Here is a 12,377-nt window from a genome sequence, read left to right as displayed (position 1 = left end):
GGTGAGGAGCGTAGGTATCCGCGGCGATGCCTGTCCAAGAGCGATGCTGCATTGATTGATACCTTGCCAGCATGCTGGTTGGTAGCCTGCCGGCATGGCCTTCACGCTGGAGCAGCTCCGCGGTTTCGTCGCCGTGGCCGACGAGCTCCACTTCGGCCGGGCGGCGGCCCGGCTGGCGATGACGCAGCCGCCGCTGAGCCGTCAGATCCAGAAGCTGGAGCGGGCCGTCGGTGCCCAGCTGCTCGAGCGGGACAACCGCCGGGTCGCCCTCACCGCCGCCGGTGAGGTGTTCCTGGGGGAGGCCCGCCGGCTGCTCACCCTGGCCGACGGGGCGCCCGAGCTCGCCCGCCGGGTGTCCTCCGGGTCCAGTGGCGTGCTGCGGATCGGCTTCACCGCGGCCTCCACCTACGGCGTGCTCGGCCGGCTGCTCGACGACCTGGCCCGCGACCTGCCCGACGTCGACGTCGACCTGGCCGAGATGGTCACCCGGGAGCAGGTGGCCGGTCTGCTGGCCGAGGAGGTCGACCTGGGGCTGGCCCGTCCGCCCTTCGACGCCGAACGGTTCGGCTCCCGACTGCTGCACCGGGAGTCGCTGTTCGTCGCCGCACCGGCGGGGCACCGGCTGCTCGACCTGGACCGGGCGGTCACGGCGGAGGACCTGGCCGGTGAACCGGTGGTGATGCACTCGCCGACCAAGGCGCGGTACTTCTACGACCTGGTGGTCGGGTTCGTACCGGCCGCCTCGGAGAACACGGTGCACACGGTCAGCCAGGTGCTCACCATGCTGTGGCTGGTGGCCGCCGGTCGCGGGATCGCGTTCGTCCCGGAGTCGGCGACCGGGCTGACCATCGCGGGGGTCGGTCTGGTGCGGCTGGAGACGCCGGTGCCCGAGCCGGTGGAGCTGCACCTGCTGTGGGGCCGGGAGTCGAAGAACCCGGCGTTGTGGCGGGCGCTGGAGGTGCTCGACGCGTAGCAAGCGCTTTCATGATGCTGAGAGCGCATCGCTCGATGCGGAACTGCTCTTGGACAGGCATCGATGCGCGTTCCTAGGGTGACCCCGACCACCGCCCGCGACCTCCGGTCGACCAGTGCGCGGACCCGTCGGACCCAAGGACACGACCCGTGACGTTGCTGCCCCCGGACGCTCTCGCTGACCGGCTGAAGTCCGGTCTGCTCTCCTTCCCGGTCACCCACTTCGACGCCGACCTGCAGTTCGACGAGCCCCGTTACCGCGAGCACCTGGCCTGGCAGTCGAGCTTCGACGTGGCCGGTCTGTTCGCCGCCGGCGGCACGGGGGAGGGGTTCTCGCTCACCCCCGCCGAGATCGACCGCGTCGTCCGGGTGGCCGTCGACGAGGTGGCCGGGGCGGTGCCGGTGATCGCGCCCGCCACCGGTGGCACGGCCGTCTCGGTCGCCCAGGCGCAGGCCGCCCAGGCCGCCGGTGCCTCCGGGCTCCTGCTCTTCCCGCCCTACCTCACCGAGGCCAGCCAGGCCGGTCTGGTCGAGCACGTCAGCGCCGTCTGCCGGGCCACCGACCTCGGCGTGATCGTCTACAGCCGGGCCAACGCGGTGCTCACCGACGCCACCGTCGCCGAGGTCGCCGACCGCAACCCCAACCTGATCGGCCTCAAGGACGGCGTGGGGGACATCGAGCAGATGACCCGCACCTTTGCCCGGGTGGGCGACCGGCTCATCTACGTCGGCGGCCTGCCGACGGCGGAGACCTTCGCCCTGCCGCTGCTGCAGCTGGGGGTCAGCACCTACTCCTCGGCCCTGTACAACTTCCTGCCCGAGTTCGCGCTGCGGTTCTACGCCGCCGTCCGCGCGCAGGACCGCGAGGCGGTCTACGCGATGCTCAACGACTTCGTCATCCCCTACCTCGACGTCCGGGACCGCGCCCGTGGCTACGCGGTGTCGATCGTGAAGGCCGGGCTCACCGCCGTGGGCCGGGACGGCGGCCGGGTGCGCCCGCCGCTGACCGACCTGACCGAGGCCGAGCTCGCCGAGCTCACCGCGCTGGTCTCGAAGGTCTCCTGAACCCGCTGCCCGCCGTCTGCTGAGAGGAACCCGATGACCACTGCGCCCACCGTCGCCCGCGTCGAGGTCGTGCCGGTCGCCGGGCACGACAGCATGCTGCTGAACCTCAGCGGCGCGCACGGGCCCTTCTTCACCCGCAACATCGTCATCGTCACCGACAGCGCGGGTCGTGAGGGCGTCGGCGAGGTGCCCGGCGGCGAGGAGATCCGCCGGACGGTCGAGGACGCGGCACCGCTGCTGGTCGGGCAGCCGGTGGCGGCCTTCGGCCGGCTGCTGCGCTCGGTGGCCGACACCTTCGCCGACCGGGACGCCGGCGGCCGCGGCCTGCAGACCTTCGACCTCCGGACGACGGTGCACGCGGTGACCGGCCTGGAGTCGGCCCTGCTGGACCTGCTCGGGCAGCACCTCGGGGTGCCGGTCGCCGAGCTGCTGGGCGACGGGCAGCAGCGCGACGCCGTGCCGATGCTGGGCTACCTGTTCTACGTCGGCGACCGGGCGGCGACCGACCTGCCCTACGTCGCCGAGGACGCCAAGGCCGACGACTGGGACCGGCTGCGCCGGGAGCCCGCGCTCACCCCCGAGGCGGTCGTCGCCCTCGCCGAGGCCGCGCAGGCCCGCTACGGGTTCGCCGACTTCAAGCTCAAGGGCGGCGTGCTGCCCGGTGAGCAGGAGGTCGCCGCCGTCCGGGCGCTGGCCCAGCGGTTCCCCGACGCCCGGGTCACCCTCGACCCCAACGGCGGCTGGCTGCTCGCCGACGCCGTCGCGCTGCTCGGTGACCTGCACGGCGTGCTCGCCTACGCCGAGGACCCGGTCGGGGCGGAGGGCGGATTCTCCGGCCGCGAGGTGATGACCGAGTTCCGCCGCCGGACCGGGCTGCCGACCGCGACGAACATGATCGCCACCGACTGGCGGCAGATGGCCCACGCGGTGCGCACCAACGCTGTGGACATCCCGCTGGCCGACCCGCACTTCTGGACGATGCGCGGCTCGGTGCGGGTGGCCCAGCTGTGCGCCGACTTCGGCCTCACGTGGGGCTCGCACTCCAACAACCACTTCGACGTCTCGCTGGCGATGTTCACCCACGTCGGGGCCGCGGCGCCGGGGGAGATCACCGCGCTGGACACCCACTGGATCTGGCAGGACGGCCAGGCGCTGACCCGGTCGCCGCTGCAGATCCGCGACGGGCAGATCGCCGTCCCCACGGCGCCGGGGCTCGGCGTCGAGCTGGACCGGGACGCGCTCGCCGCGGCCCACGAGCTCTACCGGGAGCACGGCCTGGGCGCCCGGGACGACGCGGTCGCCATGCAGTACCTGGTGCCCGACTGGCGCTTCGACCCCAAGCGCCCCTGCCTGGTCCGCTGATGTCCGGTCCGCTGACCACCTCTGCTCTGGAGCACCCCATGACGACGACCGCCCCTGCCCCCACCTCCGTCGCGCCGGCCGTGCTCGACCGGATCTCGGCGATCACGCTCTCCTCGGTGACGCTGCCGCTGCCCAACCCGATCAGCGACGCCAAGGTGTTCACCGGCCGCCAGCGGGCGATGACCGAGGTCGCCTTCCTGTTCGCCGAGATCCGCACCGAGGGCGGGCTCGAGGGCGTCGGGTTCAGCTACTCCAAGCGGGCCGGTGGCCCGGCGCAGTTCGCCCACGCCCGGGAGATCGCCCCCGACCTGATCGGTGAGGACCCCAACGACATCGCCCGGCTGTGGACCAAGCTGGTCTGGGCCGGTGCCTCCGTCGGGCGCAGCGGTGCCTCCACCCAGGCCATCGCCGCGTTCGACGTGGCGCTGTGGGACCTCAAGGCCAAGCGCGCCGGGCTGCCGCTGGCCAAGCTGCTGGGCGCGCACCGGGACTCGGTGCGCTGCTACAACACCTCCGGCGGCTTCCTGCACGAGACGATCGAGCAGGTCAAGGACAACGCCACCCGCACGCTGGAGAGCGGCGTCGGCGGCATCAAGATCAAGGTCGGGCTGCCCGACTCGGCCGAGGACCTGCGCCGGGTGCGCGCCGTGCGCGAGCACCTCGGGGACGGCGTCCCGTTCATGGTCGACGCCAACCAGCAGTGGGACCGGCCCACGGCCATGCGGGTCAGCCGCCGGCTGGAGGAGTTCGACCTGGTCTGGATCGAGGAGCCGCTGGACGCCTACGACGCCGAGGGGCACGCCCAGCTGGCCCGGTCGCTGGACACCGCGATCGCCACCGGCGAGATGCTCACCTCCGTCGCCGAGCACCGCGAGCTCATCCGGGCCGGCTCGGTCGACGTCCTGCAGCCCGACGCCCCGCGGATCGGCGGCATCACCCAGTTCCTGAAGCTGGCCGCGCTCGCCGACGACGCGAACCTGCAGATCGCCCCGCACTTCGCCATGGAGATCCACGTGCACCTGGCCGCGGCCTACCCGCACGAGCCGTGGGTGGAGCACTTCGACTGGCTGTACCCGCTGTTCAACGAGCGGCTGGAGACCCGCGACGGCCGGATGCACCTGTCCGACCGCCCCGGCCTGGGTGTCACGCTGACCGAGCAGGCGCGCGCCTGGACCGTCGACCGCGTGCACGTCGACGCGCCCCGCTGACCTGCCCGACCAGACCTGCCCGACCCGCCCCGCGAGAAGGAGCCATGCCATGAGCGACGTCGTCAGCATCGACCCGCGCACCGGACGGACGGCCGAGGTCGTCGCCCAGGAGACCAGCTCGGCGGAGGTCGCCCGGCTCTGCGAGGCCGCGCTCGCCGCCGCACCCGCGCTGGAGGAGCTCGGCCGGGACGGCCGGGCGGCGCTGCTGCGCAGCCTGGCCGACGCCCTGGAGGCCCGGCGGGAGGACGTCGTCGCCGTCGCCGACCGGGAGACCGCCCTGGGCACCACCCGGCTCAACGGCGAGCTGACCCGCACCGCCTACCAGCTGCGGCTGTTCGCCGAGGTGCTCACCGAGGGCAGCTACCTCGAGGCGACGATCGACCACGCCGGTGACACCCCGATGGGCCCGCGCCCGGACCTGCGCCGGATGCTGCTGCCGATCGGCCCGGTGGCGGTGTTCGGGGCGAGCAACTTCCCGCTGGCGTTCTCCGTGCCCGGCGGCGACACCGCCTCCGCGCTGGCCGCCGGCTGCCCGGTCGTGGTGAAGGCGCACGGCTCGCACCCGGCCACCTCGCAGCTGGTGCTCGAGGTGCTGGTCGAGGCGGCCCGCGCGGCCGGTGCCCCGGAGGGGACGCTCGGCCTGGTGCACGGTCTGCAGGCCGGCGCCGACCTCGTCGCCCACCCGGCGATCCGCGCCGTCGGCTTCACCGGGTCGGTCAACGGCGGCCGCGCGCTGCTGCAGATCATCGAGCAGCGGCCCGACCCCATCCCGTTCTTCGGTGAGCTGAGCAGCCTCAACCCGGTCGTGGTCACCCCGCAGGCCGCCGCCGAGCGGGGCACCCAGCTGGGCACCGAGCTGGTCGGCTCCTTCACCCTGGGTGCTGGGCAGTTCTGCACCAAGCCCGGCCTGGTGCTCGTGCCCGCCGGGTCCGAGGGCGACCAGGTCGTGGACGCGATGGCCGAGGCGGTGCGCGGCAGCAACCCGCAGGTGCTGCTCAACGAGGGCATCGCGGCGTCCTTCGGGAAGCTCTCCGCCACCATCGCCGGTGCGCCGGGAGTCAGCCCCGTCGCCCGCGGCAGCGAGGGCGACGGCACCGGCTTCACCGCCACGCCGCTGCTGCTCACCACCTCGGCCGCGCAGCTGCCCGAGCAGGTCACCGAGGAGGTCTTCGGGCCGGTCACCGTGGTGGCCCGCTACGACGGCGAGCCCGAGCTCTTCGACGCGCTGGGCAAGATGCCCTCCTCGCTCACCGCCACCGTCCTGCGGGGCGCGGGGGAGACCCAGCTGCCGCTGGCGGTCTCCCAGGAGCTGCGCACCCGGGCCGGCCGGATCGTCTACGACGCCTACCCGACCGGCGTCGCCGTCTCCTGGGCCCAGCACCACGGTGGCCCGTGGCCGTCGACCAACTCCCAGCACACCTCGGTCGGCACGTCGGCGATCCGCCGGTTCCTGCGCCCGGTCACCTGGCAGGGCGCGCCGGCCGACGTCCTGCCCGCCGAGCTCACCGACGACTTCACCGGCATCCCGCGCCGGGTGGACGGCGTCCTGCAGCTCCCGGCGTGAGCGCGCGGGTCGCGCTGGTCAGCAGCGAACGGGGGCTGCGGGTCGACCCGGACCTGCCGATCGCGGCGTCGGCGCTGCGCGGTGCCGGGCTGACCGTCGACCTGGTGCGGTGGGACGACCCGGACGTCGACTGGGCCGGCCTCGACCTGGCCGTCGTCCGGTCGTGCTGGGACTACGCCTGGCGGCGCGCGGAGTTCCTGACCTGGGCTGCGTCCGTGCCCCGGCTGCGCAACACCGCACCCGTGCTGGCCTGGAACACCGACAAGACGCACCTGCGCGACGTCGCCGCCGCCGGGCTGCCCGTCGTGCCCACCGTCTGGGACCCCACGGACGTCGCCGAGCTGCCGGACGCGGGGGAGTGGGTGGTGAAGCCCTCGGTCTCGGCCGGCTCCCGGGACACCGCGCGGTGGACCGAACCGGCGGCGGTGCTCGACCACGTCGCCGGGCTCACCGCCGCCGGCCGGACGGCGATGGTGCAGCCCTACCTGGCCAGCGTGGACGACGCCGGGGAGACGGCGATGCTGTTCCTCGGCGGCCGGTTCTCCCACGCCGTGCGCAAGGGCCCGCTGCTGCGCCGCGGCGAGGGCGTGCGCCAGGACCGGGACAGCCGCGGCGACCTGCGCGCGGTCGACCCGACGCCGGCGCAGCGGGCGGTCGCCCAGGCGGTGTTCGACGCCGTCCCCGACCTGGTGCCGGGCACCGAGCCGCCGCTGTACGCCCGGATCGACCTGGTCGCCGACGACGCCGGCCGCCCGTTGCTGCTCGAGCTGGAGCTCACCGAGCCCAGCCTCTTCCTGCCGCAGGCCCCGGCCGGTGCGCTGACGCAGTGGGTGACCGCGGTGACGGCCGCGACCCGGTGACGGTCGGGACCGCGTGAGCGCGGTGCTGGGCGGGTTCGCCGCCCTCGCCGCGGTCATCGCCGTCGGCTGGGTCACCGCCCGCACCGGCGTGCTGGGGGAGGGCGCCACCGGGGTGCTGTCCCGGCTGTCCTACTACGTCGCCACGCCGGCGCTGCTGCTGCTCACCCTGGCCGACGCCGACCCGGCCACCCTGCTCACCTCGGCCCTGGTGGCCACCGGCGGCAGCGCGCTGCTCACCGGGCTGCTCTTCGCCGGGCTCGCCCGCTGGTGGTGGCGGCTGCGCCCGGCGCAGCTGGCCACCGGCGCGCTGGCCTCGGGCTACGTCAACGCCGGCAACCTCGGGCTGCCGATCGCGGTGTACGTGCTGGGCGACGCCTCCTACGTCGCCCCGGTGCTGCTGTTCCAGGTGCTGGTGCTGGCCCCCGTCGGGTTGTCGGTCCTGGCCGGGTCCCGCGGGCCGGCCGAGGACGCGCCGTCGCGGTGGCGGGTGCTGACCCAGCCGGTGCGCACCCCGGTGGTGCTCGGCTGCGTGCTGGGTCTGCTGCTGGCCGAGACCGGGCTGCGGCTGCCCGCGCTGGTGCTCCGGCCGGTCGAGCTGCTCGCCGCCCTCGCCGTCCCGGCCGCGCTGCTCGCCTTCGGCTCCGGCCTGCACGGCGCGCCGCGGCCGGCCACCGGCGACGGGCGCGGGCAGGTGTGGCTGGCGGTCGCCCTGAAGACCCTCGGGCAACCCGCGCTGGCCTACCTGCTCGGCCGGTGGGTGGCCGACCTGTCGGGGGTGCCGCTGCTCGCGGTCACCCTCACCTCCGCGCTGCCCACCGCGCAGAACGTCTTCGTCTACGCCACCGCCTACGACCGCGGCACCGCGCTGGCCCGGGACGCCGTCCTGCTCACCACCGTGCTGTCGGTCCCGGTCCTGGTCGGGGTGGCGGTGGTCCTGGGGTGACGGGGTGACGGGGACGCGGATGACGGGCAGCGGGACGAGAGGCGGAGCGGTGAGCGGCACGAGCACGGAGGAGCGGGACGTCGTCCTGATCGGCGGCGGGGTGATGAGCGCGACCCTGGGCGTCCTGCTCAGCGAGCTGGAGCCGAGCTGGACGACCAGCGTCGTCGAGCGGCTGGACGCCGCCGGGCTGGAGAGCTCCAGCGCCTGGAACAACGCCGGCACCGGGCACGCCGGGCTCTGCGAGTTCAACTACACCCCGCGCCGGCCCGACGGCACGGTCGACCCGACCAGCGCCGTCCAGATCGGCGAGCAGTGGCTGACCTCGCTGCACCTGTGGGCCCAGCTGGTCGAGCGCGGGCTGCTCGGGGCGCCGGGTGACTTCATCCGCTCGGTGCCGCACATGGGCTTCGGCCGGGGCGCCGACGGGGTGGCCTACCTGCGGGCCCGCTGGGAGGCCCTGCGGGACCACCCGCTCTTCGCCGGCCAGGAGTTCTCCGACGACCCCGCGGTGCTGGCCCGGTGGCTGCCGCTGGTGTTCGACCAGCGGCCGGCCGGGGAGCCGGTGGCCGCCACCCGCTCGGCGCAGGGCACCGACGTCGACTTCGGGGTGCTCACCCGCCGGCTGCTGGACGTGCTGGCCGGGCGCGGCGCCGACGTGCGGTTCGGCCAGGAGGTGCGGGCCCTGCGCCGGCACGGCGACCGCTGGCACGTCGACGTCCGCGACCGGTCCACCGGTGCGCGCCGCCGGCTGAGCACCCCCTACGTCTTCGTCGGCGCCGGTGGCGGCACGCTGCCGCTGCTGCAGTCCGCGCGGGTGCCGGAGGTGCGTAGCCACGGTGTCTTCCCGATCAGCGGACAGTTCCTGCGCACCGACCGTCCCGAGCTGGTGGCCGCGCACGCGGCCAAGCTCTACGGCCACGCGGCGCCGGGCGCGCCGCCGATCTCGGTGCCGCACCTGGACCACCGGGTCGTCGACGGCCGCGAGCACCTGCTCTTCGGCCCGTTCGCCGCCTTCTCCCCGCGCTTCCTGACCCAGGGCCGGCTCACCGACCTGGTGCGCTCGGTGCGGCGGGGCAACCTGCCGACCCTGCTGGCCGCGGCCCGGGACAACCGCAGCCTGATGGCCTACCTGGTGCGCCAGCTGCGGCAGACCCGTGCGGCCAAGATCGCCGCGCTCGCCGAGTTCGTGCCCTCGGTGCGCGCCGAGGACTGGGAGCTGATCACCGCCGGCCAGCGGGTGCAGGTGCTGAAGACCGCCGACGGCCGCGGCAGCATGGTCGGGTTCGGCACCGAGCTGCTGACCTCGGCGGGTGGCTCGCTGGCCGCGCTGCTCGGCGCCTCGCCGGGTGCCTCGACCGCCGCGGCGACGATGGTCGACGTGCTGGCGGCCAGCTTCCCGGGGCGGATGGCGGGCTGGGCCGCGCAGCTGGAGGCGCTCGCCCCCGCCGCCGGCACCGTCCGCGGCTGGGACGCCGAGCGGCTCGCCGCCACCGTGGCCCACGCCCGCACGGTGCTGCAGCTGACCCCCGCCGTCCCCGGAGAGGACCCCGCATGACCGCCACTGACACCCTGCTCCCGGCGCTGCGCGCGGCCCTCGGACCGGCCGGGCTGGTCACCGACGCCGACCAGCTGCGCAGCTACCTCACCGACTGGCGGGGCGCGTACCGCGGTGCGGCGGCCGCCGTGGTGCGACCGGGCAGCACTGAGGAGGTGGCCGAGGTGCTGCGGCTGTGCCGGGACGCCGGGGTGGCCGTCGTCCCGCAGGGCGGCAACACCGGCCTGTGCGGCGGGGCGGTGCCCGACGCCACGGGCCACCAGGTGGTGCTCTCGCTCGGCCGGATGCGGCGGGTGCGCGAGCTCGACCCGGCCAACCAGACGATCACCGTGGAGGCCGGTGCGGTGCTGCAGTCGGTGCAGGAGGCCGCGACCGCCGCCGGCCGGCTGTTCCCGCTGTCGCTGGGGTCGGAGGGCAGCGCCACGATTGGCGGCACCCTGGCCACCAACGCCGGCGGCACCGCGGTGCTCCGCTACGGCACCATGCGCGACCTGGTGCTGGGCCTGGAGGTGGTGCTGCCCGACGGGCGGGTGTGGCACGGGCTGCGCGGCCTGCGCAAGGACAACACCGGCTACGACCTCAAGCACCTGTTCGTCGGCGCGGAGGGCACGCTCGGGGTGATCACCGCCGCGGTGCTGAAGCTCTTCCCCGCCGTCCGCAGCCGGGCCACCGCGTGGGTGGCGCTGCCCGGGCCGGCCGCCGCGGTCGAGTTGATCGAGGTGGTGCGCACCCTGGCCGGCGACCGGCTCACCGGCTTCGAGGTGATGAGCCGGCAGAGCGTGGAGTTCGTGCTGGCGCACACGGCCGGGGTGCGCGACCCGTTCGCCCAGCCACACCCCTGGTACGCCCTCGTCGAGCTCAGCGACACGCTGCCCGACGCCGGGCTCGCCGAGGTCGTGGAGACCGCGTTGGGGGAGGCGTTCGACCGGGACCTCGCCGTGGACGCCGTCGTCGCCTCCGGCTCGGCGCAGGTCGCGGCGCTGTGGGCGCTGCGGGAGGGGATCTCGGAGGCGCAGAACTGCGAGGGGCCGAGCCTCAAGCACGACGTCACCGTGCCGGTCAGCTGCATCCCCGACTTCGTGGAGCGGACCGACCGGGCCCTGGCGGCCGCCGTCCCCGGCATCCGGGTGGTCGCCTACGGCCACGTCGGCGACGGCAACCTGCACTACAACCTGAGCAAGCCGGTGGGCTCCGACGACGACGGCTTCCGCGCCCGGGCCGGCGAGCTGGCCCGGGTCGTCTACGACTCGACGGCGTCGTTCGCCGGCAGCATCAGCGCCGAGCACGGCATCGGGGTGGCCAAGCGCGACCTGCTGGCCGACTACGAGGACCCGCTGGAGCTGGAGCTGATGCGCGGGGTGAAGGCCCTGCTCGACCCGGCCGGGCTGATGAACCCCGGCAAGGTGCTGCCGGCGGGGTGAGCCCGAGCCGTCCGGTCCCGGGAGCCCGGGACCGGACGGCGGAGGGTCAGCGGGTGCGGCTGCCGCGCGCGGTGATCGAGGCCAGGGCCGGGTCGACCTGCAGGTCCTCGTCGAGCTGGATGACGACGTACTCGTTGTCGTCGGGCACGCCGGCGGTGCGCCCGGCCGAGCCGGGGTAGTTGTTGTCGTTGCCGACGATGATGTGGTGGTCGTCGAGCACGGCGATCTGCTCGATGGTCACGAACGGGAAGGTGACGTACCCGCCGGCGGTGCCGCCGACGCCCTGCGGGTCGGGGATGGCCATCAGGTTGGCGATCAGCCGCTTGTCGGCGTAGCCGTCCCGGTCGATGTCGCGGGTGTCGACCAGGTACACGGCCTTGAGCTGCGCGGTCGGGCCCTGGCCGCCGTCGCGCTCCAGGATCAGGAAGCGGTTCTGGTCCAGCGCCACCATGTCGCCGAGGGCGTTGTTCGGGACCTCGAACTCCACCTTGGCCTTGAGCCCGGTGTACTGCCCGGTCCTGGTGTTGAAGCTGTACATGCGGCGGGTGGCCGGGTCGTCACCGGCGACCGCGCCCTCCAGCATCGGGTAGAGGGTGTGGCCGTCGACGCCGAGCGCCATGCCCTCGAAGCCCTTGCTCGACCCGATCGTCGGGGCGGCACCGTTCAGGTCCCAGGCGTCGGGGGAGCGGACGCCCTCGGGCTGCACCGGGGCCGACAGCACCCGGCCCCGCGCGTCGACGTGCACCATGCTCGGCCCGAACTCCTCGCCGATCCAGAAGGTGCCGTCGGGCATCCGCTGGAACGACTCGGGGTCGAGGTCGGCACCGGTGAGCCGGCGGTCGCTGCGGGTCAGCTCGAACGGCAGCTTCCGGTCGGGGTCGGAGAGGCTGAACCCACCCTCGAGGACCGTCGTCTGCTGCGTGGTCGTGTCGATCCGCAGCTTGACCACGCGCAGCAGGAAGTCGCCGCTGTTGGCCTTGGTGCCGTAGCCGTTGTCCTCCAGCACCAACCAGTCCTCGCCGTCGCGCAGCAGGCCGGAGAAGCCCTGGATCGGCTGGGCGGCGAACGGGGTGGTGACGCCGTTGGCGGAGTTGGCCAGCGCCCCGGAGGGCACCTGCTCACCGAAGGTGGCCGAGGGCAACACGGAGCGGCCGACCAGCTCGGCCTGCTGGGTGCCGTTGCCCTGGGGCACGGTGGGGGCGGGGCCGGCCAGCGCCGGGACGGCGACGGCGGTCAGCAGACCGGCGGTGGTGAGGGTCAGGGCGGCGCGGCGGGACGGTCGGCGCACGGGGGTCCTCCTGGGTCGGGCGGGTGTGCGGGCCCGCTGACCGTGTCGCGGCGAGGCAGCCGCCGCCCGGCGTTCCTGTGACCGGTCTGCGACCTCACCGTGAACGGGCCGGGTTGGCCGGACGCCGTCCTGGCTGGTG

At 74.5% G+C, this 12,377-nt stretch carries 10 protein-coding genes; 9 read left to right on the top strand and 1 reads right to left on the bottom strand.

Features of this window, described 5'->3' with window-relative positions; all coding sequences use genetic code 11:
* The first annotated feature begins 94 nt into the window (after positions 1 to 94).
* From ACJTNH_RS07935 to ACJTNH_RS07895, 9 genes are all read left to right on the top strand, one after another.
* Entirely contained in the window at positions 95 to 973 is an 879-nt protein-coding gene (locus ACJTNH_RS07935) for a LysR substrate-binding domain-containing protein (protein WP_458174343.1), read from the top strand.
* 149 nt (positions 974 to 1,122) lie between these two features.
* Entirely contained in the window at positions 1,123 to 2,037 is a 915-nt protein-coding gene (kdgD, locus tag ACJTNH_RS07930; protein WP_458174341.1) for a 5-dehydro-4-deoxyglucarate dehydratase, read from the top strand.
* Positions 2,038 to 2,070: 33 nt separating this feature from the next.
* Entirely contained in the window at positions 2,071 to 3,399 is a 1,329-nt protein-coding gene (locus tag ACJTNH_RS07925) for an enolase C-terminal domain-like protein (protein ID WP_458174339.1), read from the top strand.
* Between the two features lie 38 nt (positions 3,400 to 3,437).
* Positions 3,438 to 4,607 carry an L-talarate/galactarate dehydratase gene (locus ACJTNH_RS07920; RefSeq protein ID WP_458174337.1) on the top strand — a complete coding sequence of 390 codons (1,170 nt, stop codon included), beginning with the start codon at positions 3,438 to 3,440 and terminating at the stop codon, positions 4,605 to 4,607.
* Between the two features lie 49 nt (positions 4,608 to 4,656).
* On the top strand, positions 4,657 to 6,171 hold the full coding sequence (locus tag ACJTNH_RS07915; protein ID WP_458174335.1) for an aldehyde dehydrogenase (NADP(+)): 1,515 nt from the start codon (positions 4,657 to 4,659) through the stop codon (positions 6,169 to 6,171).
* A complete protein-coding gene (locus ACJTNH_RS07910) occupies positions 6,168 to 7,031 on the top strand; it encodes an ATP-grasp domain-containing protein (protein ID WP_458174334.1) in 864 nt (287 codons plus the stop codon). Before ACJTNH_RS07915 ends, ACJTNH_RS07910 begins: the two co-directional genes overlap by 4 nt.
* Positions 7,032 to 7,044: 13 nt before the next feature.
* Positions 7,045 to 7,974, top strand: a complete 930-nt coding sequence (locus ACJTNH_RS07905; RefSeq protein ID WP_458174333.1) for an AEC family transporter — start codon at positions 7,045 to 7,047, stop codon at positions 7,972 to 7,974.
* A gap of 49 nt (positions 7,975 to 8,023) precedes the next feature.
* Complete coding sequence (gene mqo, locus ACJTNH_RS07900; protein ID WP_458174331.1) at positions 8,024 to 9,529, top strand: malate dehydrogenase (quinone); 1,506 nt, start codon at positions 8,024 to 8,026, stop codon at positions 9,527 to 9,529.
* The gene (locus tag ACJTNH_RS07895) at positions 9,526 to 10,950 is read left to right on the top strand and encodes an FAD-binding oxidoreductase (RefSeq protein WP_458174329.1); all 1,425 of its coding nucleotides are present in this window, start codon (positions 9,526 to 9,528) and stop codon (positions 10,948 to 10,950) included. The genes mqo and ACJTNH_RS07895 overlap by 4 nt, the downstream gene beginning before the upstream one ends.
* 46 nt (positions 10,951 to 10,996) lie before the next feature.
* Here ACJTNH_RS07895 and ACJTNH_RS07890 read toward each other — a convergent pair whose 3' ends face one another.
* Positions 10,997 to 12,238, bottom strand: a complete 1,242-nt coding sequence (locus ACJTNH_RS07890) for an esterase-like activity of phytase family protein (protein ID WP_458174327.1) — start codon at positions 12,236 to 12,238, stop codon at positions 10,997 to 10,999.
* Positions 12,239 to 12,377 lie beyond the last annotated feature (139 nt).

It is taken from the genome of Modestobacter lacusdianchii (genome assembly GCF_054177765.1).
The sequence above is the reverse complement of the archived record's forward strand: the minus strand, read 5'-3'. Positions and strand labels throughout refer to the sequence as shown.

Bases quoted from the DNA above. Each gene is read 5' to 3' on its own strand.
- ACJTNH_RS07935 (WP_458174343.1), top strand. From the start codon at position 95: ATGGCCTTCACGCTGGAGCAGCTCCGCGGTTTCGTCGCCGTGGCCGAC.
- ACJTNH_RS07895 (WP_458174329.1), top strand. From the start codon at position 9,526: ATGACCGCCACTGACACCCTGCTCCCGGCGCTGCGCGCGGCCCTCGGA.
- ACJTNH_RS07925 (WP_458174339.1), top strand. From the start codon at position 2,071: ATGACCACTGCGCCCACCGTCGCCCGCGTCGAGGTCGTGCCGGTCGCC.
- ACJTNH_RS07920 (WP_458174337.1), top strand. From the start codon at position 3,438: ATGACGACGACCGCCCCTGCCCCCACCTCCGTCGCGCCGGCCGTGCTC.
- ACJTNH_RS07915 (WP_458174335.1), top strand. From the start codon at position 4,657: ATGAGCGACGTCGTCAGCATCGACCCGCGCACCGGACGGACGGCCGAG.